We start from the raw sequence: 22,557 nt of genomic DNA, 5'->3' as shown, positions 1-22,557 counted from the left end.
CGTGCATTCCGACGCCGCATCCGGCCGTACGGCCTGGCTCGTCCTCGGCGGGCTCCACCTGCTCAACGGCACCGCCCCGCTCGCCGGCAGCGACCCGGTCGTGCTGGTGCCGCTGCCCGCGCCGGTGGAGTCCGACTTCCCCAGCAACACGGTCGTGCTCTCCTGGGCCGCGCTCGGCCCGGTCGAGCTGCTGTCCCGCACGGTGGACGGCAGCCGCACCGGCGCGGCGAAGGCGGATGGCGCCGAGCTGTTCCCGGGCCTGCTGCCGGGCGCCGCCGTGCGCGAGGCGGTGGCCGCGGTCTCCGACGCCGGTGGCCCGTTGGTCCCGCTCTTCTACGTGACCGCGCACGGCGACCGGGCACACGTGCACAGCCAGATCCGCTTCCTGGCCGAGGACGCCTGCTTCATCCGGATCACCCCGGAGGCCATCACCGGTGAGGTGACCGCGCTGGGCTGGCTGGCCGACGCGGTACGCCGGCACGCCGAGCAGTTCCTGTTCCTCAACAACCACCAGCGCTACTACCGCAAGTGCTTCAGCGGCCAGGAGCTGGAATACAAGTACACCCTGGCAGCGCCGGTGGACATCTGGACGCTGACCGTCGAGCTGTACGGGCGGATGCGCGCCGGCTCGCTGCCCGGCTACCTGATGGAGTACCGCGACGAGTTCCAGGCGTGGGACTACCTCAACCACCTGTTCGAGGTGACCGGTCCGGGCGACCAGGAGCGCGGCTACGCCTCGTTCATCCCGACCACCGACGGCAAGCACCTGCTCAAGCGCAAGTGGTACACCGAGGACGCCTTCGAGCGCCGGGAGTCCCACACGTACGGGCTGGACCTGGCCGACGACGGCGGCTTCGAGCGGCACATCCGCGAGGAGCTGGGGGTCCGGGCCGTCCGGCTGCCGTCGTTCCGCCGGGTCCGCTACGACATCAACTTCGAGTCGGCACGCACCGGCCACGTGTACGGCATCTTCTTCGACCATTGCAGCCTGGTCCAGGCCCGCGAGGTCACGCTGAACCAGTGCGAGCTGGAGTACCTGCGCAGCCGTACCGCGGTGGAGCCGGACGAGGCCGAGGTGCTCACCGAGATCGCGGCGATCGCCGAGTGGCTGGAGGCGTTCCTGCGTGAGCACGGCCTGCCCGCGGAGCGCGGCTACTACTCGAAGCGGACCTTCCTCACCGACGCCGTGGCGGCCCGCCCCGAGCTGGCCCGGGTGGTGCGCTGATGGCGGCGGTACGCGCGGTCCTGCTCGATCTGGAAGGCACCCTGTACGCCAACGAGAAGGTGATCGACGGCGCCACCGAGGCCGTGGCCGGGCTGCGGCGGCTGGGTCTGGGCGTCCGGTTCCTGACCAACACCGACTCGAAGACCGCCGAGCGGATCCGCGCCGAACTCGCCGGGTACGGGCTGACGGTCGCCGCGGACGAGCTGTTCACCCCGGTGGTGGCCGCCAAACGGCTGCTCACCGCGGCGGACGCCCGGACGTACGCGCTGCTCTCCCGGGAGTTGACCGGGCAGATGCCGACGGTGGCCGCCGTCGGGCCGTATTCCCACGTGCTGGTCGGCGACTGCCGGGAGACGCTGGACTACCCGGCGCTGGACGAGGCGTTCCGGGCGGTCCGCGGCGGCGCGGAGCTGCTCGCGTTGCAGCGCGGCCGGTACTTCAAGCGCGCCGACGGCGACCACATCGACACCGGCGCGGTGGTCGCGGCGATCGAGTACGCCTCCGGCGTCACCGCCCGGGTGCTCGGCAAGCCCGCCGCTGACTACTTCCGGCTGGCCGCCGCGTCGCTCGGTGTCGAGGCCGGGCAGTGCGTGGTGGTCGGCGACGACGCCACCACGGACGTGGCCGGTGGCCGGTCCGCCGGTCTGCGGACCGTCCAGGTGCGCACCGGCAAGTACCCGGACCAGAGCGCCGAGGGGCTGACCGGCAACGCCGACCACGAGGTGGCATCGGTGGCAGATCTGCCGGCGCTGCTGCGGGAGCTGACCGCCGGATGACCGTGTACTGGGTGGTCTGGGACGCCGCGGCGCACTGGGTGGTCGATCGCCTGGAGCGGCAGGGTGCGCTGCCCGCGGTGCGCCGGATGCGCGCACGCGGGGTGCTGGCCCCGGCGCGCCCCGCCCATCCGAACTGCCAGACCCCACCGTCGCTGGCCACCCTCTTCACCGGCGCCTGGCCCGCCGAGCACGGCGTCACCGGCTACACCGTGCCGGCCGCCGGGCCGGGCGGGCTCGGCAGCCATGTCAGCGGCTTCGGCCCGCAGTTCCCGGCGGTGCGACCGGTCTGGGAGACGCTGGGCGTACGCGGCGTGTTCGTGCACGTGCCGTGGGTCTTCGACGGCGATGACGCGGTCGGGTCGCGGGTGGACGCGGCGGTGGAGGCGTACAGCCGGCGCACCGCCCGGCACGCGGTGACCGAGGTGGCGCCGGGGTCGGTCCGCGAGTGGCTGATCGGCCCGCACCCGGTCACCGTCGAGTCGACCGCCGACGGGGTACGGGTGCGCGGCCACGACGAGGTGCGGCTCACCCCGGGCGGCGGCTGGCGGCCGGTGTGGCTGACCGGCGAGCGGATCGGCACCTGGCTGGCCTGCGTCCGGGTCGGTGACCGGCTGCTGCTGGCGCACACCGGCGTGTGGCGTCCCCGGTACGGCGGCGCGGACCCGGCGCTGCGCGACCGGATGCGTGCCGGCCCGCCGTTCGCCGGCGAGGGGGTCGGCCCGCTGTACCGCGCCGCGACCTTCGGCGCCCGGCTCGCCGAGGGCGGGGACGGCTCGGCCGAGGAGTTCTTCCTCTCCTCCGTGGAGTGTGCGGTCCGCTCCTTCGGCGCGGTCACGGACGCGGTGCTGGCCGGGCACGACGCCGACCTCGTGGTGATCTACCTGCCGATGACCGACGACGTCGGGCACGAGATGCTCGGCTTCTGCGACGAGCGCAGCGCCGCGTACCGGCCGGACATCGCCGAGGCGGTCTGGTCGCTGGTCGGCCGCTGCTACCGCTGGTCGGACGAGATCCTGGGCCGGGTGCTGGACGCCGCCGGCCCCGACGACACGGTGGTGCTCGGCGCGGACCACGGCATGGTCGGCAGCGCGCACCTGGTGCACCTGAACGACCAGCTGGTGGCGGCCGGGCTGGCGGCCGTGGACGCGGACGGCGAGCTGGACCCGGAGCGCTCCCGGGCGTTCTACCACCCGGCCAACAACGGCGCGCTGTACGTGACCGAGGACGGCCTGATGCCCCACGCCAAGGCCGCGCTGCGCCAGCTTCCCGTACCGATGCGTTTCCTGGAGCCGGACGGCCGCCCGTTGCGCGGCGACGAGACCGGCGACCCACGGGTGGCCTTCGTGGCCCTGCACGACGACTACCAGCCGACGGCCGCGCTGGCCGGTGCGCCGCCGTACGTCCGGCCGCTACGCAAGGTCGGCGCGCACGTGGTCTGGACCGGTTCGGACCGGCTGCACGCGGTCCACGCGGCGGTCGGGCCCGGCATCGCCGCCGGGTCCGCGCCCGGCGTCATCGACAACACGGCACCCGCGCGGCTCGTTTGCCGCCAGGTGACCGCGCACCCCCGTACCGACCGACGAAAGTTGTCCTTCATGGGTTATTCGCCCGGTTTTCCGCATGCGTTGTCGCCGGAGGAGCTGACGGCACGCCGCCACGAGCACGTCCGCACCTTCCTCGCCGGCCGCGACCTGGATCCGGAGTGGCTGGCCGGGCTGATGCGCGAGCGGGTCGGCCCCGGCCTGCTGCTGCTCACCAGCTCACCGGTGCACGGGCTGGCCAATCCCACCAGTGACCTGGACTTCATCCGCATCCAGCAGGCCGCGATCGACGGCCCGCGGATCTCCACGAAGATCTTCGAGGACGGTCACCACCTGGAGGTGGTGAGCTTCTCCGAGGCCGAGCTGGCGTCCAATCTGGTCGAGCTGGACCGGCTGGCCGCGCTGCCGCCCGGCGAGACCGTGGCGGGCCTGCGCGGCTGGGACAGGACGCGCGAGCCGCGCCGCAAGCAGACCGAACGGATCGTCAACGGCATCACGATGGACGCCACCGCGCCGTACCTCGGCTGGCTGCCCGCGCTGAGCACCGTGTGGAGCCGGCAGTCGCTGCACAACGCGCTGGAGCAGGCCGCCTACGCCGCGCTGGCCGAGGCGGCCGGGGAGACCCGGGGGCGGGTCGGATACGCCTACAACGTGCTGGTGCACCTGATGGACGCGCTGCTGTCACACCACGGCGACGTCTACACCACCCGCAAGTGGTACGTGCTGCGCTGGATTCGGCTGGTCGCCGACGGCCGCTGGCGCGACGCCCGGGTGCAGGCGGTCGCCACCACCCTGGAGAGCCTGCGCAAGTCGGTCGCCGCCGGGCTCGAACCCTCCGCCGTGGGCCGTCCGCTGGCCGGCGAGTACGTGTCGCTCGCGCTCGACGTCGCCCGCGCCACCGGCACCGCGACCGCGATCGAGGTGCGCGCCGAGGCGGGCGGCAACCTGATGCCGTTCCTGCCGGACGCGTCGCTGCTGATCGGCAACGGCGCCGGCGTGGTGCTGCCCGGCGCGGCCACGCTGCCGCTCACCGACGGCCCGGTCGGGCTGGCCGACCTGGCCGGGCTGGACGCCCGCGCGGCCGGAACCCTGCTGCGCGCGCTGCGCGCCGGAGCCGCCCGCCTTGCCATCACCTACCGCCACGAGGAGCCGGCCGCATGACCGACACCACCGCATCGTCACCGGCCGCCGGGATCACCGCGTTCCCCTCGGTACGCGCCGGCCACGCCATGCCGAGCCAGGCCGCCGTGGAGGCGTGGGTGCAGGCCGCCTGGCTGATGCTGGCCGAGGGGCGGGCCTACATCGAGGACCTGGAGGGCGGCGCCGACCAGCCGCAGATGCAGCAGGCGGCCAAGCTGCGCCTGCTGGAGCAGCTCCTCGACATCGACCACCGGCTGGCCGGCCGGCAGCCGGTGGACGACGCGCACTGCCTCGCGCTGGCCCTGGAGTACGGCATGCACGAGGTGATGGACGCGACCGGCCCGCAGTTGGCCGCGGTGTTCGGCCTGGACGAGGAGTTCGGTGGCGACACCTGCCGGGTGGACGACATCTACGTGCTGTGGGAACGGCTGCTCGACGGCTTTCCGGGCGAGCTGCCGGACCGCCTGGTCGCCGAGGGGCAGCGGGACATGCTGCGCACGGTGCAGGTGTGGGCCCGGCTGTCCCGGGAGGCCGGGCTGGACGTCGGCTTCCTCGCGTCGTCGATGAAAGCCGCCTGAGGAAGAGAGGGGACGAGATGCCGACGATCGCCGCGGAGACCCGCGTCGCCCGCCCCGCCGACCAGGTGTGGGCCGCCGTCCGGCAGGCCGCCACGCTGGCCCGCACCGCCCCGCACGTGGTGGACGTCCGGGCCGACGGGGAGAACACCACCTGGACGGTGCTGCTCAACGGCAGCGAGGTGAGCTGGGCGCAGCGGGACACCGTCGGCCCGGACACCGTGCTGCGCTTCGCGCAGGTCACCGGGGACCTGGCCGAGATGTCCGGCGCCTGGGTGGTGGACGAGACCACCGACGGCACCCGGGTCCGCCTGACCATCGACTTCGAGCTGGGCGTGGACGGGCTCGCGCCGCTGCTCGAACCCATGTGGGCCCAGTCGCTGCGGGCGCATGCCGAGGCGCTGCTGCGCGTCGTACCGGCCGGATCGCCGGAGCCCGTGACCCGCTACCTGAACTTCCTGCACACCACCGTCGCCTTCGAGGTGGCGTACGACGCCGCGCCCGCGTTCGAGCCGGTGCACCGTTTCTTCCGGCACCTGATGTCGGACCAGCCGGCCCACGAGCCGACGTTCCGGATCACCGTGCTCGGCTACCACCCGGAGACCGACGTGCCGGCCGAGGTCTGGGACGTGCCCTCCTCGATCGTGCGGCGCAGCAACGCGGCCGAGTTCAACTTCGACGCGCACGTGGTCACGTCGGGCGGGCGCAAGCGCTACGTGAACCGGGCCACGCTGGTGGACGCGCCGCTCGACGTGGCCACCGACAACACCTTCACCGTCCGGATCACCGAGAAGTCCACCGTGCAGATCCTCGACTTCGTCCGGGATCTGGTGATCCGGCACGAGGAGAACGCGGGCACCGTGGTCCTGCACGCGTCCGGCGTGGCCAAGGACGGCACCGCGGTGATCATCGCGGGGGCCAAGGGCGCCGGCAAGACCACCACGCTGCTCTCCGTGCTGCGCCGCCCGGGCTGGCGGTACTTCACCGGCGACAAGCTCTTCTGCACGCTGGAGGACGGCCAGATCACCGTCCACCCGTGGCGGGACTACCCGTACGTGGGGGTCGGCACGATCCGCGCCGACCCTCGGCTGGAGAAGCTGGTCCGGGAGAACGTGGACTCCCGGATCGACTCGTACGAGCCGGGCCACAAGATCCTGATGGACCCGGACGTCTTCGAGTCCTGGGTCGGCGCCGAGTTCTCCGCCGCGCCGCGGCGGCTGGCCGCGCTGCTGCTGCCCGAGGTGCAGCCGGGCGAGCCGCTGACCGCGTGGCGGCTGACCGACGGCAACGAGCGCTGGGCCCATCTCAACAAGATCGTGGACCGGCAGGTGGACACCACCTTCTTCACCTGGCAGTCGCACCTGGTCCCGGACTACGCGCGCTTCTACGCCTCGCTGGCCGAACTGCGTACCGCCCTGGACACCGTCGAGATGATCCGCCTGCGCGGCACCCTCGACGTCGACCTGGACGTCCTGCTGTCGGAGGGCGAGAAGTGAGCACGCTGCGTGTCTCCGTCGTCGGCCTGGCCGGCGCCGGCAAGTCCACCTGCGCGGCGCTGATCGCCGAGTTCGCCCGGGGGCAGGGCCTCTCCCACTCGGTGGTGAAGCTCGCCAAGCCGCTCTACGACCTCCAGGAACAGGTCTACCTGCGCTCCGGCGCGACGCTCGCCGCGGGCGCGCAGGACCAGGTGCTGATGGAGGCGCTGGCCGACGCGATGCGCCGGATCCGGCCCACCTCGATCGTGGACGACTTCCTGGCCCGGCTGGACGGGACCACCGCCGACGTGATCGTCAACGACGACCTGCGCGACCCGGACCACGACGCGCCCGGACTGACCGGCCGCGGTTTCCGGATCCTGCGGATCACCTGCGACGAGGACGTACGCCAGAAGCGGCTGGCCGAGCGCGGCGACCCCTCGCTGGCCAACCGCTCCACCCGGCACATCGACCGGATCCGCCCGGACGCGATGATCGAGAACGCGGGCAGCCTGGACGAGTACCGGGCCAAGGTCCACGCCGTGCTGAGGAGCTGGATGTGATCCTGAGCGGTCCGGAGATCCTCTCCGAGGTGCAGGCGGGACGGATCCACATCGACGACTTCGACGTCGAGCGGATCGAGCCGAACAGCTACGGTTTCCGGCTCGCCGAGGACATCCTCTGGTACACCGACGACGTCATCGACTGCTTCCGCCCGCCGGACGCCCAGCACGTCAAGATGGGTCCCGAGGGCATGCTCCTGGAGCCCGGCCGCTTCTACCTGGGCGGCACCATGGAGGCGATGGGCAGCCCGCACTACGCGGCCACCCTGTACGCCCGCCGGTCCACCTCGACCCTCGGCATCTGGATCCAGTTCTCCGCCCCGCTCGGGCACAGCGGCGCGGTGTTCCCCTGGACGCTGGAGATGAAGGTCGCCCAGCCGGTCCGGGTCTATCCCGGGATGATGATCGGCAAGCTCGCGTTCTGGTCGATGCAGGGCGAGTCGATCACCTACGACGGCAAGTACACCGGATCCGAGTCCGCGGTGGTCTCCCGGCTCAGCCTGGAGGATGGCCGTGGCCTCTGCTGAGCTGTTCAAGCTGATCGCCGGCCTGATGCTGCTGCTGCTCGCGGCGCACCTGGTCGGGCGGCTCTTCGCCCGGTTCCGGCAGCCACCGGTGATCGGCGAGATCCTCGGCGGGCTGCTGCTCGGCCCGACCGTGCTCGGGCAGCTCGCGCCGGACGCGCAGCGGTGGCTCTTTCCCTCCGAGGGCGCGGCGGCGGTCGGCGTCTCGCTCTTCTACCAGCTCGGCATGCTGCTGCTGATGTTCATGGCCGGCGTCGAGATGCGGACGGTCTTCTCCCGCCGGGACCGCAACACCGTCACCGTGGTCTCCCTGGTCGGCATGGTGGTGCCGTTCGCCATCGGCCTGCTCATGGTCCGGGCGATCGACACGTCGGCGCTGGTCGGCCCGGCGAACGACGTCACCGCGCTGACCCTGATGATCGCCTGCGCGATCGCGGTCACCAGCATCCCGGTGATCTCCCGGATCATGCTGGACCTGGGCATCATCCGGACCCGGTTCGCCCGGATCGTGCTCTCCGTGGCCGTCCTGGAGGACGTCGTGCTCAACGTGATCATCTCGATCGCGCTGGGCATGGTGGCCGCCCGCGGCGAGGAGGGCTTCGGCGTCGCCGCGCTGCTGGGCATCAACGCGACCGTGCCGAACGCGGTCTACCACGTGGTCGTCTCGATCGCGTTCTTCGCGGTGGCCGCGCTGGTCGCGGTCTGGATCCGGCGCCGCACCGGCGACCGGCCGCCGATGCCGCGCCCCGGCGAGGTGGCCCTCCGCCTGGTCGTGCTCCTCTCCGTGGTCGCGCTCTGCGTCTTCCTCGGCGTGGCCCCGATCTTCGGCGCGTTCGTGGTCGGCCTGATGTCCGGGCGGCGTGGCAGACCGGACGAGAACGAGGCGCTGGTCTCCATCCGGCGCTTCTCCGCCGGCTTCTTCATCCCGATCTACTTCGCCGTGGTGGGTTTCCGGCTCGACCTGGTGCACGCGCTGGATCTCTGGTTCACCGTCGGCTTCATCCTGGTCGCCTGCCTGGCCAAGGCGGCCAGCGTCTACCTGGGGGCCCGGCTGACCCGCCGGTCCAGGCCGGACTCGGCGAACCTGGCCGTGGCGCTGAACGCCCGCGGCGGACCCGGCATCGTGCTGGCGACCGTGGCGTACGACGCCGGGATCGTCAACGAGTCGATGTTCACCACGCTGATCCTCACCGCCATCGTCACGTCGCAGCTGGCCGGCTGGGCGCTGGAGATCGCGGTGCGGCGCGGCGCGCTGAAGGCCGACGACGACGCGACACCCGTGACCGCCGAACGCAAGCCCCAGGACGCGGTCGTGACCTGACCGCCGGCCGCGGTGCGGCGACCCAAGTCCACAGTGCACGAGGCTGCACGATGAGCGTGCGTCCGGAAGTCCGTGCGCCGATCCGTCGAGAGAGAGATTCACCATGAGCACCACACCGCGACCGGTCGTCGCGATCGTCGACGCCTTTTCGACCGCCCGGCATCTCGCCCCGCTGTTCCACGCGGCGGGCTACGACTGCCTGCACGTGCAGAGCCTCGCCGACCCGCCCGCGCTCTTCGCGGCGTCGTTCCAGGCGGGCGACTTCCGCGACACGATCGTCCATGCCGGAGACGTGACCGCCACGGTGGCCGCGATCCGCCCGCACTCGCCGGTCGCGCTGCTCGCCGGTGCCGAGAGCGGCGTCGAGATGGCCGACACGCTCAGCGAGGCGCTCGGCCTGCGGACCAACGGGACCCGGCTGAGCAGCGCCCGGCGGGACAAGTTCCGCATGATCGAGACGGTGAAGGCGGCCGGTCTGCCCGCCGCCGACCAGATCCTCGCCAGCGACCTGGACACGCTGCTCGGCTGGTACGGCGACACCGACCGGCTGGTGGTGCTCAAGCCGCTGCGCGGCGCGCTCAACGACGGCGTGCACTTCTGCGGCACCGCGGCCGAGGTGCGCTCCGCGTTCGACACGCTGACCGGCCGGCGCAGCGCGCTCGGGCAGGGCAACGACGGCGTGGTGGCGCAGGAGTACCTGGTCGGCGCGGAGTACTACGTGAACACGGTCAGCATGGACGGCAGGCACTACGTCTGCGACCTGTGGCGCACCCACCACCTGCGTGTCAACGGGGTGCGGGACCTGCTCGGCGGCTCGCAGCTGATGATCCGCGACGGGCACGAGCAGGAGCAGCTGGTCGGGTACGTGGGCCGGGTGCTGGACGCGCTCGGGGTGGCGAACGGCCCGGCACACACCGAGGTCAAGCTGACCCCGGACGGTCCACGGCTGATCGAGACCGGGGCCCGGGTCTGCGGCGCCGAACTGCCGCTGCTCACCCGGGCGGCGCTGGGCAGCAGCCAGCTGGAGTGGACGGTCACCGCGTACACCGACCCGGAGACCTTCGACGCGAACTGGCAGCACCACTACGAGACGCCCCGGCACGCGGTCTGCGTCAACATGATCGCCCCGACCGGCGGGAAGCTGATCGGCTACCCGCGGATGGACGAGATCGAGGCGCTGGAGAGCTACCACGGGCGGCTGACCCGGGTCGACCCCGGCCAGGAGCTGGCGCAGACGGTCAACGACATGACATATCCGGTGCTGGTCCACCTGATGCACGAGGTGGAAGGTGTCATGATGCGCGACTACATGACGGCCCGCTACCTCGACGGCGAGGGCTTCTACGATGTCGCGTAGCCGGATCGCGCCGTTCCTGGGCACCCTGCTGGTCCTGGGCTACTGCGTCATCAACTCCACCAAGTCGGTCTTCGAGGGCTCGCTGGTCCAGCACCTCTCCCCCGAGTTCATCGCGTTCAACTCGTTCGTCATCGCGCAGGGCTTCTACTTCCTGATCTGCCGGGACAAGAAGGCGCTGCTCGCCACGGTCCGGCGCTGCCTGCCCGACGTGATCGCGCTGAACGTGGCCACCATGGTCTGCTGGGTCGCGGTGCTCTACGCGTTCACCGTCTTCGAGCCGGCCATGGCGAACTCGGTGATCCTCGGCCTGGTCCCGAGCATCACCATCGCGCTCGGCTTCAAGCTGCGCCCCGGCGTGCGGGCGCTGCGGCTGGAGGTGGTCGCCGCGCTGGGCATGCTGGCCGCGATGGGCTTTCTGGTCGCGGCGGCGTGGAGCGGCTCCTCCGCGATCGGCGACCTGCCACGGGGCGACCTGGCGGCGGGCCTGGTGTACTGCGTGCTGACCAGCTTCGCGTTGTCCGCCGTCACGTACTACACCAAGCGGCTCGGCGACCGGGGCATGACCGTGCCGCAGATGATGGCGTCCCGCTTCGGCGTGCTGATCCTGGTCACGCTGGGCCTGCTGATCGCCCGGGACAGCTTCGATCCGTACACGCCACGCAACGTCGGCGCGATCCTGCTGATCAGCATCGTCGGCGTGATCATCTCGCTGTACCTGCTCCAGGCGGGCATCGTGCGTACCGAGCCGATCACCGTCTCGATGCTGTTCGGCACGAACCTGCTGATCACCTATGTGGCCCAGTTCCTCGACCCGCGCCTGGAGCAGTCCACCACCACGTTCGTCGGCGTGCTGGTGCTCTCCGCGGCGATGTGCCTGGGGGCGTGGGCCCGCTGGCGGGACGGCCGCAACAACCCGCCGGAGAAGGTGCCGGCCGAGACAGAGGGCACGACGCCGAGCGTGGCGAGCCGTACGTGACGGTGCTGGCGCACCTGAGCGACCTGCATCTGGACGGCGGCGCGGCCCGGGCGGCGCGGGCCGCTCGGGCCGCGCGGTATCTCTGCGCGCTCCCCGGCGACCTGGACGCGGTCCTGATCACCGGAGACCTGACCGAGAACGGCACCGCCACCGAGTACGCCCAGGTCAGCGAGGTACTGGAGCCGCTGCACGAGTGTTTCCCGGTGCTGGTGTGCCCCGGAAACCACGACGTGTCGTCGGTCTTCGCCGAGGTTCTGGCACCGCCGCGGACGGCGGCCGTCCACGGCGACGCCCACATCCTGCTGGCGGACTCCTCGATCCCCGGCGCGGCACACGGCCGGCTGTCACCGGCCACGCTGGAGTGGCTGGACGCCCGCCTGACGTCCGCGCCGGAGACGCCCGCCTTCGTGGGGTTCCACCACCCGCCCGCGGCCCTGGGCATCCCGTTCATCGACGCGATCGGCCTGCGCGACCCGTCCGGGCTCGCCGCCGTCCTCGCCCGCCACCGGCAGGTGGTGGCGGTCCTGGTCGGCCACGCCCACGCGGCGGTCGCCACGACGTTCGCCGGGCTGCCGCTGCTGGTGGCTCCCGGGGTGGTGTCGACCGCCGTGCTGCCCTGGGAGAACGCCGGGGCCTGGAGCTACCAGGACGGCCACGTGTCGCTGATGTTCCACACCTACACGAACGGCGTGCTGACCACCCACGTGCGGTCGGTGCCGGCCTGAGGCGTCCCGGCGTGCAGGGTTATCCGATGGGGTGGAAGCGGCGCAGGCGCAGGCTGTTGGCGACCACGAAGACCGAGGAGAAGGCCATCGCGGCACCTGCGATCATCGGGTTGAGCATCCCCGCGGCGGCCAGGGGCAGGGCGGCGACGTTGTAGGCGAAGGCCCAGAACAGGTTGCTCTTGATGATCCGCAGGGTGCGCCGGGCCAGCCGGATGGCGTCCACGGCGGCGGTCAGGTCGCCCCGGACCAGGGTCAGGTCGGATGCCTCGATCGCCACGTCGGTGCCGGTGCCCATGGCCAGGCCGAGGTCGGCCTGGGCGAGCGCGGCGGCGTCGTTGACGCCGTCGCCGACCATCGCGACCACCTTCCCGCCGGCCTGGAGGCGCTTGACCACGTCGACCTTGTCGGCGGGCAGCACCTCGGCGATCACCTCGTCGATGCCGACCTCGGCGGCCACCGCGTTCGCGACGGTGGTGTTGTCGCCGGTGAGCAGGATCGGTTTCAGGCCGAGCGCGCGCAGCTGGTCGACCGCCGCCCGGCTGGTCGGCTTGACCAGGTCGGCGACGGCGAGGACACCGCGGACGTGTCCGTTCCAGCCGGCCAGCACGGCGGTGCGCCCGGCGGATTCCGCCTGACCGGCGGCCTGTTCCGCCTCGGCGGAGATCTCCAGGCCACGCGCGCGCAGCAGCCGGGCCCGGCCCACCACCAGCTCGCGGCCCTCGATGACGCCGGTCACGCCGAGCCCTTCGACGTTGGCGAATCCGGTCACTGGCGGCAGCGGCCCCGCGCCGGCGGCACCGGCGGCGATGGCCTGGGCGATCGGGTGTTCGCTGGCCGCCTCGATCGCCCCGGCGAGCCGGAGCAGCTCGGCGGCGTCCTGGCCGTCGATCGGGTGCACGTCGACCAGATCCATCTTTCCGGTGGTCACGGTGCCGGTCTTGTCGAGCACCACCGTGTCGATCCGCCGGGTCGACTCCAGCATCTCCGGCCCCTTGATCAGGATGCCGAGCTGGGCGCCACGACCGGTGCCGACCAGGAGCGCGGTCGGGGTGGCCAGCCCGAGCGCGCACGGGCAGGCGATGATCAGTACGGCCACGGTGGCGGTGAACGCGGCCGCCGGCCCACCGCCGTTACCGATCCAGAATCCGAGAGTGCCCGCGGCAAGGGCGATCACGATGGGGACGAAGACCCCGGAGATCCGGTCGGCCAGTCGCTGCACGGCCGCCTTGCCGGTCTGCGCCTGCTCGACGAGCTTCGCCATCTGGGCGAGCTGGGTGTCCGCGCCGACCCGGGTGGCGGTGACGACGAGCCGGCCGCCGGCGTTGACGGTGGCCCCGACCACCGTGTCGCCGGGACCGACCTCGATCGGGACGGACTCGCCGGTCAGCATGCTGACATCGACCGCCGAGGTGCCCTCGTGCACCGTACCGTCGGTGGCGATCTTCTCGCCCGGACGCGCCACGAACCGGTCCCCCACCGCGAGCTGGTCGACCGGGATCCGGACCTCGACGCCGTCGCGGAGCACGGCGACGTCTTTCGCGCCGAGTTCCAGCAGGGCGCGCAGCGCCGCGCCGGCGGCGCGTTTCGAGCGGGCCTCGAAGTAGCGGCCCGCGAGGATGAACGTCGTGACGCCGGCGGCGGCTTCCAGGTAGATGTGCCCGGCCCCGCCGTCCCGGCTGACGTCGAAGCTGAACGGGTGCGTCAGCCCGGGCATCCCCGCGTCGCCCAGGAACAGCGCCCAGACCGACCAGCCGAACGCGGCGAGCGTACCCATCGAGACCAGCGTGTCCATGGTGGCCGCGCCGTGGCGCAGGTTGACCAGCGCCGCGCGGTGGAACGGTAGACCACCCCACACGACCACCGGCGCGGCCAGGCTCAGCGAGAGCCACTGCCAGTAGGTGAACTGCCAGGCCGGCACCATGGCCAGGGCGATCACCGGGACGCTCAACACCACGGAGACCCAGAGCCGGGTGCGTACGCCACGCAGCTCGTCGACCGGCTCGGCCGGCTCGGCGGCACCGCCGGGGCCGGGCGGGGGCGGCAGGGCGGCGTGGTAGCCGGTCTTCTCCACGACGGCGATCAGGTCGTCCGCGGTGACGTCGCCGGTGTACTGGACGGTGGCCTTCTCCGTGGCGTAGTTGACCGTGGCCGACACGCCGTCCATCCGGTTCAGCTTCTTCTCGATCCGCGCCGCGCAGGAGGAACAGGTCATCCCGCCGATGGCCAGCTCGATCCGATTCGCGGCGAGCGGCCGGGGCTTCGCGCTGGATGTCATCACAACCTCCGATCAGCCGTGGCCGTGGCCGGGATCGCCGTGCCCGTCGGTGGCGGTCGGGGCCGGGCTGGTGGGCTCGCCCGACGTCGCCGGGCTGCCCGCCGCCGGACCGGCGACACCGGCAGCGGTCAGGGTGAACTCGGCGGTCCGCACCGTGCCGGCGTGCTGGAAGTCCAGATAGAGGCGGTAGGTGCCGGCCGACGGAACCTCGGTGTGGAAGGTGACCTGCGGACCCGGCCGGGTGTGCCCGTCGCCCGGCGACCCGTCGGGATGCACGTGCAGGTAGGCCAGGTCGCCCGCGCGCAGCGCCACCAGATGGCCGTAGGCGCCGAGGTAGGGTTGCAGGTCGGTGACCGGTGTCCCGCCCCGGCTGACGGTCAGGGTCAGCTTCGCCGTCGCTCCCGGTCGCAGGTCACCGTCGAGGGCGACCGTGTATCCGTCGACGCTGGCGGTCCGCGTCGCCGCCGGCGGTGGTCGCGGCGTGAACGCGCCGGGCAGGTCGACATCCACGCCGAGGGTGAGCGGCTGGCCGCCGGTGGGGACGAAGTCGGCGAACGCGCGCCAGGTGCCCGGATCCCCGAACGGCGCGGCCACCCGCCAGGTGCCGTCGGCGGCCATCTGCGGGTGCACGTGCCGGAAGCCGGAGAGGTCCCGGCGGGCGACGATCAGGTGCATCCGCCTGTCGTGCGCCTCGTCGAAGGCGGTGACGGTCTGCCCGTCCGGACCGGTGATCCGGAAAGCGAACTCCCCCGGCGGGGCCGGAACCGGGGCCAGCGTGAAGCCGCGGTCGGACACCAGCAGCCCGCCCGGAACCCGCGAGACGGCCTCGCCTCCAGTTGCCTCATCGGCCGCGCCATGGTCGGCGGTCGCGCCGTGGCGGGCGTCGGCGACCGGGGCGACCGGGTCGGCCAGCTGACCGACCCCGTACGCCGCGCCGAACACCGCCGCGAGACCGAGCGCGAAACCGCTCAGCTTCGTCGCCGTCTTCATGACTGGACACCTCGGTTTCTCGACAGGCCGGAAGGAACGGTCAGGCGTCGACCAGCTCGTAACCGGCCTCGTCGACCGCGGCCCGGACGGTCGCGGAGTCCAACGGCGCCTCGCTGTCGACCGTGACCTGCCCGGAAGCGAGATCGACCCGGACATCGCGAACACCGGCGATCCCGCCGAGTTCGGCGCTCACCGAACTCACGCAGTGCCCGCAGGTCATGCCCCTCACCTGATAAACAGCGGTAGTCATCAGCACGCCCCTCTCCACAACCTCACCCAGCCCTCCACGGCCGCCCGCAACTCCGACGTCGGCGCGGACCGCCGCCCGGCAATACCGCCCGGGGGTATGCCTCATCGCACCCTAACATACCCCCAGGGGGTAGCCGCGCTGCCGCCGCCGGTCCCCGGCTGGGTCGCGATCAGGCATTGAGGTACGCGAGAACCGCGAGGACCCGCCGGTTGTCATCGTCGGAGGGGGACATGTCGAGCTTGGTGAAGATGTTGTTGATGTGCTTGCTCACCGCCTTCTCGGTGATCCGGAGCTTGGCCCCGATCGCCGCGTTGGAGCGGCCCTCGGCCATCTCACCGAGCACCTGCCGTTCCCTGGCGGTGAGCACCGCCAGGGGCTCCCGGCGGGCGAGGAGCTGTGAGATCACCTCGGGGTCCATGGCGGTGCCGCCGGCAGCGACCCGGCGGACGGCGTCGACGAACTCGCCGACGTGGGACACCCGGTCCTTGAGGAGGTAGCCCACGCCGCCGTGCGGTGTGCTGAGCAGTTCGCGGGCGTACATGGGCTCGACGTGCTGGGAGAGCACGAGGATCGGCAGGCCGGGTCGCTGGGTGCGCGCGGCGATCGCGGCCTGCAGTCCTTCGTCGGTGAACGTCGGCGGGAGACGGACGTCGATGACCGCCACCTGCGGCTGGTGGGTGGTCAGGGCGGGCAGCAGGGCCGGGCCGTTGTCGACAGCCGCGACGACGTCGAAGTCGAAGGCCCGCAGGATCCGGGTCAACCCGTCCCGGAGGAGTGCGTGGTCCTCGGCGATGACAACGCGCACGGCAACTCCATGGTGATGACGGTGGGCCCGCCGGGCGGGCTCGACACGGCCATCGTGCCATCGAAGGCGGCGAGGCGGCGTTCGATGCCCCGCAGACCGGTGCCGGCGGCGGGGTCGGCGCCGCCCGCGCCGTCGTCGGTCACCAGCATGGTCAGCCGGCCGTCGGCGTACCGCAGGGACACCGATCCGGACCGGGCGCGGCTGTGCCGGACCAGGTTGGTCAGCGTCTCGGCCACCGCGAAGTACGCGGCCGACTCGACGGGGGTGTCGAGTCGGCCGGGCAGGTCGACCTCGACCATGATCGGCACGGGCAGGCTGAGCGCCAGCGCACGCACCGCGCCACCCAGTCCCCGTTCGGCCAACACGGGTGGATGGATGCCGCGCACGAGATGCCGCAACTCGACCAGGGCCGTGCCGCTCGCCTCGCGCGCCTCGGCGAGCACCTCGTGGGCCGCGGTCGGGTCCCGGTCGACCAGTTCGTCGGCGAGACCGATCATCATGCCCAGCGAGACGAGCCGCGCCTGGATGCCGTCGTGCAGGTCCCGCTCGATGCGACGCAGCTCGGCCGCCTGGGCATCCACCGTGTCGGCGCGCGTCGCGGTCAGCTGGGTGACGCGCAGCCGGAGCTCGGCGGCCCTGGTCGGGGCGAGCAGGAGTCGGGCGAAGTACCCGTCGACACGCCGCAGCCACGGTGCCGCCCAGAGGCCACCGGCGAGGATGGCCGCGCCCTGCGGCAGGCAGATCAGGCCCTCGCCGAACGTGTCGATGGACCAGACGGCGCCGTAGCCGTACCAGTCGGTGCCGAGCCAGATCCAGAGCGGGCCCAGCGTCAGGCCGAAGATCCCGTACAGCGGCACGGCCAGGCCGATCAGGCCGAGGGCGGCCCCGACGAGCGCGCCGGGCAGGAGCCAGGCGAGGTCACGCCAGGTGGCCGGGTCCGTGACGATCCACCGGAAGCGCCGCCAGCCGCCGGGCAGGCCCCGCTGCGGGGGCGGATGGTAGGGACGGGGCACCGGGACGCCGGACCGGGCGGCGAGCCTCCGCTCAAGATCCGCCCGCTTCCGGACCAGTGTCATCGTCCAGGGCACCAGCGCCATGCCGAGAAACGGCACCGGGACCAACACGAACACCACGACCGACACGCCGAGCAGCACGATGTTGGTCAGCGCCAGGCCGATCGCGGCCAGACCGGCGAGCACCGCGCGAGCGCCCCGCCAGGCCCACCCGTACGTCGAATCACCCGCCCCGGCCGCCTCCACCCGTCATATTGTGCCCGCGAGATCACCCTTCGGCAGGGGTGCCAGCACCCCTTCGGTGGAGGGGACAGCGCTCCTGACGACGACGCCGCCAGGCGGTCTGCTGGAGGCATGACGACTACCACGACGCCGTCCCAGACGCCGACCGGCAGCGACTTCGCCGCCCTGTCCCGCCGGATCATCGACGCGGGGCTGATGCGGCGCCGGCCCGCCTACTACGTCCTCCGGCTGAGCGTCGTCACGCTGATGTTCCTCGGCGGGTGGACGGCCTTCCTCGTCATCGGCTCCTCCTGGTGGCAGCTGCTCACCGCCGTGTTCCTCGCCGTCACCTTCGCCCAGGTCGCACTCGTGGCGCACGATCTGGCGCACCGCCAGGTGTTCCGCACCAAGCGCCCGAGCGCCATCGCCGGGCTGCTGGCCGGCAACCTCGGCATCGGGATGAGCTACGGCTGGTGGATGGAGAAGCACACCCGTCACCACAACAACCCCAACCACGACGACCTCGACCCGGACGTGGCTCCCGAGGTGCTCGTCTGGGCCACCGGGTCGGCCGTCGGCCGGCGCGGGCTGAAGGGCTTCATCACCCGGCACCAGGCCGCACTGTTCTTCCCGCTGCTCACCCTGCTCGCGGCCAGTCTGAAGGTGTCCAGCGTCACGGCGTTGCGCAACGGCACGGTGAAACAGCGCGGGGTGGAGAGCGCTCTGCTGATCGTGCACGCCGCCGGCTACCTCGCCGCGGTGCTGCTCGTCCTCTCGCCGCCACAGGCCCTCGCCTTCCTGCTGGTGCACCAGGCGCTGTTCGGCGTCTACCTCGGCATGACCTTCGCCCCCAACCACAAGGGCATGCCGCACCCGACCGGCGACGAGGACTATCTGCGCAAGCAGGTGCTGACCTCCCGCAACGTCCGCGGCAACCGGCTGCTCGACGCGGCGCTCGGTGGTCTGAACTACCAGATCGAGCATCATCTGTTCCCCGGGATGCCGACGCCCAACCTGCGCCGGGCCCAACCGATCGTGCGGGCCTACTGCGCCGAGATCGGCGTCCCCTACGAAGAGACCGGCCTCGTCACCTCCTACCGTCAGGCCCTCCGGCACCTGCACGAGGTGGGCGCACCCGCCCGCGCCGAACACGCCGCGCGCTGAGGTGTCTCAATAGGCTTGGTCAGCCGGAACCTTGTCGGCCGACAGGGCTGCGGGCTGGCCCTCCGGGTCAGGAAGGGGAGATCTCCCGACCTGGAAGCGCCAGGCGTTGATGGCGGCTGCCGCGGCGGTGAGGCTCGGGCAGCCGCCCACCGGGTGGCAGCGTGAGCAGACCTTACGGCGGTGAAGGTCGACTACCGTCCACGCGAGTTGGACACGGAACGGCACCTCCGGCCTGATCTCAGGGAGCGCCACCGTGCGGCTTCCGGTTACGCCTGTGGAGGGCGTCCTGGCCGGCGTACCGGGTTGCCGGCTGGATGACGTCGATCGGTTCGGCGGGGCGTTGAAACCACCGTCGGGACACTTCGGCACCTCCCGCGATCATGGCTTGCAGGGCTGGTACCAGCCACAATGGTCCCGGTGTCACACGGAATGCAACGTCTCAGCCCGAATTTCGGACGAAGAGATCGACACCGTGTCGTCTAGCCCAAAATGCTGTTCCAAATGAGACACGGGCGTACGCCGGACTGAGACGAGGTGGCGATGGCCGATACTGGATCTTCGGTGCCCCGGCGGCAACTCGGCCGGTTGCTGAGGCAGGCCCGGGAAGAGGCCGGCATCAATCTCGAAGCTGCTGCCGAAGCGCTGGAGTGGTCCCGGGCGAAGATGTACCGCCTGGAGAGCGGGCAGACGTCACTGCGGACCCACGACGTCACCCTGATGTGCCAGCACTACGGCACGTCGGCCGAGCTGACCGAGGTGATGGTGTCGCTCGCCCGGGAGAGCAAGGCAAGCGGCTGGTGGCACAGCTACGGCGAAGCGATCCCGGCGTGGTTCGAGTTGTACGTCGGGCTGGAGGCCGCGGCGAAACGGATCCGGCACTACGAGCCGAACGTCGTCCCGGGCCTGCTTCAGACAGCGGATTACGCCGCGGCGATCTTCAACAGCAAGCCCGAGCGGACCTCACAGGAGGTGGCGCAGAAGGTTGCCCTGCGGTTGGAGCGGCAGAAGCTCCTGGCTCGGCGCAGGCCGGCCGCTCCCGACTTCGAGACGATCATCGATGAGGCAGTCATCCGCAGGCCGATCGGCGACCCCGACGCCTGGCGTACACAGCTTGCTCACCTAGCGAACGTCAACCGGACAGGCAACGTCAACGTCAGGATCCTGCCTCTGGCCGTTGGACCGCACAGCGCGTCCGTCGCCGGTGCGTTCATCCTGCTGGACTTCCCGAGGGTCGGCACCCGTCCGGCGGAGCCGTCCACGGTTTACAGCGAATCCCTGACAGGCAGCCTCTACCTCGACAAGCCGGGCGAGATGGAGGCGTACGAGAACGCCTGGGCGGCGCTCTGGGGTCTTGCTCTGGACGACCGCGCGTCAGAGGATCTGGTGAGAAACGTGATCAAGGAGAGCTACGATGAGTGATATGCCCAACGCCCTCTGGCGTAAGAGCAGCTACAGCAACGAGGGCGCCTGCGTCGAGGTCGCGGACACCATCCCGAGCGTCGTCGGGGTGCGGGACAGCAAGGACGTCACCGGCCCGGCGCTGTCCTTCGGCCCGGTCGCCTGGCGGACCTTCATCGAGTCCGTCAAGGCGGACGGGATGGGCTGATTCTCGCTCACGGTGGAGTAGCCGAGAAGCCGGCCACCTCTGCCAACACGGCGTGACGCCGATGGGGCCCCTACCCGAGCACGGGTGGGGGTCTCCTCGCGTCCGGGACCGCCAGCCCGGTAACCCGCTCGCGTCGCGTCGCTCGGCTGGCCGCGCGTCATCCGCGGACCACGGGACTCGCGCTTGACCAATAGGTCGTCTATCTGCTTATGTAGATGACGTGACTAAACCCCTCGCGTCGATGCGCGAACCCACATACTTCATCCTCGCCTCGTTGCAGGACGAGCCGTTGCACGGCTACGCCATCGTCAAGCGCGCGCTGGAGCTGTCCGACGGGCGGGTGCGGTTGACGACCGGCACGCTGTACGCCGCGCTGGACCGGCTCACCAGCGAGGAGATGGTGCAGGTGGCCGAGGAGGCGGTGGTCAACGGCCGCGCCCGCCGCAGCTACGAGCTGACCGAGCGCGGGTTGTCCGCACTGCACGCGGAGGCGGCGCGGATGGCTGCCGCGGCTCAGGTCGTTCGGGACCGCTCCCCACGGTCGACGGCCGTGACGGTTCGGACGGTGCCGGCATGACCGGCCGGGAGCAGCGCTACCGGTGGCTGCTGCGCGCATACCCTCGGGCCTACCGGCAGTACCGCGCCGACGAGATGCTGGAAACGCTTGTCGCGGTCGAGACAGACCGGAGGCAGCTCAGCCTTCGGGAGTCCCTGGCCCTCGTGGTGGGAGGTCTGCGGGTCCGCTCCGGTGTGGACCGGCTCGGCTCCCGGGACACCCTGCGCCACTCCGCGCTGCGATTGACCGCGCTGTCCCTGCTCGTGTGCGGCGTGACCCTCACCGCCCTGCCCCTCGTGTGGCACGCATGGCTGCTGTTGCCCGGAAACTCCGCCGGCTTCCTGTACGGCGGGAGCCTGCTCACGCCCGCCATGTTGCTTTTCGCGCTGGCCGCCGCAGCCTGGGCCCGCTACCGCCTCGCACTCGCCACGACCATTGCCGCCTTCGGCGCGGAGATCTGGTACGCCACGACGAACAACCTGTGGATCGCGGTAGAGCCGTGGCCCGGGCTCGGCGCGGCGCCGGCGATCCAGACCGGCCTCTACCTGGCCATGCTGCCCACCACGTGGACGTGCCTGCTCGCCGTCCTGGCGATGATGCCGCTGCGTCGAGCACCTCGATCACGGGTGGCGCGACCATGGATCTGGCTGGTCGGCGCCGCACTGACCATGGCTGTCCTCACGCCCGGCCCGCTCAATGACTGGGCCGGGCGGCTCACCATGCCGGTCATCGTGGCGGCCGGGCTGGTGGCGGCCCTCGTGGGCGCGCTCGACGTGCGGATATCGATCGCGTCCAGCGCGGTCCTGCTAGCGCTGACCCTGCCCATGCTGGCCTACGAACCAGCCAACTGGACGTACCACGGTTGGCACCTGGGGCCGCGATACCTGCTCCTCGGAGCCGTGATCGGAGTCTTCGCCATCAACGTCACGGTCAGCAGAATGGCCGCCCGCCAGCAGGTCGCCCTGTGACCGGCAAGTCGTTAGGTGGTGAGCAGGCGCTCGATCCGCTCGTACTCGGCAGCCATCTCGGGTGTGGCCAGAAAGTCGTCGAGATCGGCCGAGACCTGGAAGTCGACCTGCTCGACGGAGCGGATGGCGAGTTCGTAGAGCTCGTCACGCCGGCCCGTCTCCAGGTAGGTCGTCCAGTGTTCGAGTGCGGAGACGATGGTCAGGAGTTCGGGGTCCATGTCGCCGTCGCTGAGGATGCCGTCGTCGACGCGCGTCAGCAGCGCGCGCAACTCGGTCGGGCTGGCGGTCAGGACGTTCTCGCAGGCGACGGTGAACGCCGCCAAGGCGTCCTCGTCGAACTCGTCCTCGGCGGCGACGTCCGGCAGCGGTTCGCCCCGGACGAGACGGTCGACCGTCTCGGCGCCGAAGACCCGGAGGCGGTCGTCGCTGGCCCCGGCGACCAGCTGGAGAATCGCCGCGTCGAGTTCGTCATATCGCACCGCCGCAGTCTACCGACGGCAGTCGCGGATC

The 22,557-nt window shown here is 71.6% G+C and carries 22 protein-coding genes; 16 read left to right on the top strand and 6 right to left on the bottom strand.

Going from position 1 to position 22,557, the window contains the following annotated elements; translation table 11 throughout:
* Position 1 precedes the first annotated feature (1 nt).
* From ACQPYA_RS13455 to ACQPYA_RS13405, 11 genes are all read left to right on the top strand, one after another.
* Positions 2–1,225 (top strand): hypothetical protein, encoded by a 1,224-nt coding sequence (locus ACQPYA_RS13455; RefSeq protein WP_433532917.1) that lies wholly within the window; start codon positions 2–4, stop codon positions 1,223–1,225.
* A complete protein-coding gene (locus ACQPYA_RS13450; RefSeq protein WP_433532916.1) occupies positions 1,225–2,001 on the top strand; it encodes an HAD-IIA family hydrolase in 777 nt (258 codons plus the stop codon). Before ACQPYA_RS13455 ends, ACQPYA_RS13450 begins: the two co-directional genes overlap by 1 nt.
* The gene (locus ACQPYA_RS13445) at positions 1,998–4,703 is read left to right on the top strand and encodes a DUF6001 family protein (RefSeq protein WP_433532915.1); all 2,706 of its coding nucleotides are present in this window, start codon (positions 1,998–2,000) and stop codon (positions 4,701–4,703) included. The genes ACQPYA_RS13450 and ACQPYA_RS13445 overlap by 4 nt, the downstream gene beginning before the upstream one ends.
* A complete protein-coding gene (locus ACQPYA_RS13440) occupies positions 4,700–5,260 on the top strand; it encodes a DUF6031 family protein (RefSeq protein ID WP_433532914.1) in 561 nt (186 codons plus the stop codon). The genes ACQPYA_RS13445 and ACQPYA_RS13440 overlap by 4 nt, the downstream gene beginning before the upstream one ends.
* Positions 5,261–5,277: 17 nt before the next feature.
* The gene (locus ACQPYA_RS13435; protein ID WP_433532913.1) at positions 5,278–6,753 is read left to right on the top strand and encodes an SRPBCC family protein; all 1,476 of its coding nucleotides are present in this window, start codon (positions 5,278–5,280) and stop codon (positions 6,751–6,753) included.
* Positions 6,750–7,295, top strand: coding sequence for a hypothetical protein (locus ACQPYA_RS13430; protein WP_433532912.1), 546 nt, complete (start codon positions 6,750–6,752; stop codon positions 7,293–7,295). The genes ACQPYA_RS13435 and ACQPYA_RS13430 overlap by 4 nt, the downstream gene beginning before the upstream one ends.
* Positions 7,292–7,822, top strand: coding sequence for a dCTP deaminase (locus ACQPYA_RS13425; protein ID WP_433532911.1), 531 nt, complete (start codon positions 7,292–7,294; stop codon positions 7,820–7,822). Before ACQPYA_RS13430 ends, ACQPYA_RS13425 begins: the two co-directional genes overlap by 4 nt.
* Positions 7,809–9,140, top strand: coding sequence for a cation:proton antiporter (locus ACQPYA_RS13420; protein ID WP_433532910.1), 1,332 nt, complete (start codon positions 7,809–7,811; stop codon positions 9,138–9,140). The genes ACQPYA_RS13425 and ACQPYA_RS13420 overlap by 14 nt, the downstream gene beginning before the upstream one ends.
* A 103-nt stretch (positions 9,141–9,243) precedes the next feature.
* Positions 9,244–10,497: an ATP-grasp domain-containing protein gene (locus ACQPYA_RS13415; RefSeq protein ID WP_433532909.1), complete on the top strand. Its 1,254-nt coding sequence runs from the start codon at positions 9,244–9,246 to the stop codon at positions 10,495–10,497.
* The gene (locus tag ACQPYA_RS13410) at positions 10,487–11,473 is read left to right on the top strand and encodes an EamA/RhaT family transporter (protein WP_433532908.1); all 987 of its coding nucleotides are present in this window, start codon (positions 10,487–10,489) and stop codon (positions 11,471–11,473) included. Before ACQPYA_RS13415 ends, ACQPYA_RS13410 begins: the two co-directional genes overlap by 11 nt.
* Positions 11,470–12,198, top strand: a complete 729-nt coding sequence (locus tag ACQPYA_RS13405) for a metallophosphoesterase (RefSeq protein ID WP_433532907.1) — start codon at positions 11,470–11,472, stop codon at positions 12,196–12,198. Before ACQPYA_RS13410 ends, ACQPYA_RS13405 begins: the two co-directional genes overlap by 4 nt.
* Before the next feature lie 19 nt (positions 12,199–12,217).
* On the opposite strand, the gene ACQPYA_RS13400 is transcribed toward ACQPYA_RS13405, so the two are convergent.
* The 5 genes from ACQPYA_RS13400 to ACQPYA_RS13380 all read right to left on the bottom strand — a co-directional run bounded on the left by ACQPYA_RS13400 (position 12,218) and on the right by ACQPYA_RS13380 (position 17,777).
* On the bottom strand, positions 12,218–14,473 hold the full coding sequence (locus ACQPYA_RS13400; RefSeq protein ID WP_433532906.1) for a heavy metal translocating P-type ATPase: 2,256 nt from the start codon (positions 14,471–14,473) through the stop codon (positions 12,218–12,220).
* 12 nt (positions 14,474–14,485) lie between these two features.
* The gene (locus ACQPYA_RS13395; protein ID WP_433532905.1) at positions 14,486–15,463 is read right to left on the bottom strand and encodes a hypothetical protein; all 978 of its coding nucleotides are present in this window, start codon (positions 15,461–15,463) and stop codon (positions 14,486–14,488) included.
* A 40-nt stretch (positions 15,464–15,503) separates the two neighbouring features.
* Positions 15,504–15,713 carry a heavy-metal-associated domain-containing protein gene (locus ACQPYA_RS13390; RefSeq protein ID WP_433532904.1) on the bottom strand — a complete coding sequence of 70 codons (210 nt, stop codon included), beginning with the start codon at positions 15,711–15,713 and terminating at the stop codon, positions 15,504–15,506.
* A 169-nt stretch (positions 15,714–15,882) separates the two neighbouring features.
* Complete coding sequence (locus tag ACQPYA_RS13385) at positions 15,883–16,518, bottom strand: response regulator transcription factor (RefSeq protein WP_433532903.1); 636 nt, start codon at positions 16,516–16,518, stop codon at positions 15,883–15,885.
* On the bottom strand, positions 16,470–17,777 hold the full coding sequence (locus ACQPYA_RS13380; protein WP_433532902.1) for a sensor histidine kinase: 1,308 nt from the start codon (positions 17,775–17,777) through the stop codon (positions 16,470–16,472). Before ACQPYA_RS13380 ends, ACQPYA_RS13385 begins: the two co-directional genes overlap by 49 nt.
* A 108-nt stretch (positions 17,778–17,885) precedes the next feature.
* Here ACQPYA_RS13380 and ACQPYA_RS13375 point away from each other — a divergent pair, with 108 nt between their 5' ends.
* From ACQPYA_RS13375 to ACQPYA_RS13355, 5 genes are all read left to right on the top strand, one after another.
* Positions 17,886–18,917, top strand: a complete 1,032-nt coding sequence (locus tag ACQPYA_RS13375) for a fatty acid desaturase family protein (protein WP_433532901.1) — start codon at positions 17,886–17,888, stop codon at positions 18,915–18,917.
* Between the two features lie 540 nt (positions 18,918–19,457).
* The gene (locus ACQPYA_RS13370) at positions 19,458–20,336 is read left to right on the top strand and encodes a helix-turn-helix domain-containing protein (RefSeq protein ID WP_433532900.1); all 879 of its coding nucleotides are present in this window, start codon (positions 19,458–19,460) and stop codon (positions 20,334–20,336) included.
* The gene (locus ACQPYA_RS13365) at positions 20,329–20,523 is read left to right on the top strand and encodes a DUF397 domain-containing protein (RefSeq protein WP_433532899.1); all 195 of its coding nucleotides are present in this window, start codon (positions 20,329–20,331) and stop codon (positions 20,521–20,523) included. Before ACQPYA_RS13370 ends, ACQPYA_RS13365 begins: the two co-directional genes overlap by 8 nt.
* Before the next feature lie 241 nt (positions 20,524–20,764).
* Positions 20,765–21,100 carry a PadR family transcriptional regulator gene (locus ACQPYA_RS13360; RefSeq protein ID WP_433532898.1) on the top strand — a complete coding sequence of 112 codons (336 nt, stop codon included), beginning with the start codon at positions 20,765–20,767 and terminating at the stop codon, positions 21,098–21,100.
* Entirely contained in the window at positions 21,097–22,047 is a 951-nt protein-coding gene (locus ACQPYA_RS13355; RefSeq protein WP_433532897.1) for a hypothetical protein, read from the top strand. Before ACQPYA_RS13360 ends, ACQPYA_RS13355 begins: the two co-directional genes overlap by 4 nt.
* 11 nt (positions 22,048–22,058) lie before the next feature.
* Here the strand turns inward: ACQPYA_RS13355 and ACQPYA_RS13350 are convergent, their stop codons facing one another.
* Complete coding sequence (locus ACQPYA_RS13350) at positions 22,059–22,526, bottom strand: hypothetical protein (RefSeq protein WP_433532896.1); 468 nt, start codon at positions 22,524–22,526, stop codon at positions 22,059–22,061.
* Between the last annotated feature and the right edge of the window lie 31 nt (positions 22,527–22,557).

This window comes from Micromonospora sp. CA-263727 (assembly GCF_050942455.1).
GTDB lineage: Bacteria > Actinomycetota > Actinomycetes > Mycobacteriales > Micromonosporaceae > Micromonospora.
This window is presented reverse-complemented; position numbering and strand designations above follow the sequence as displayed.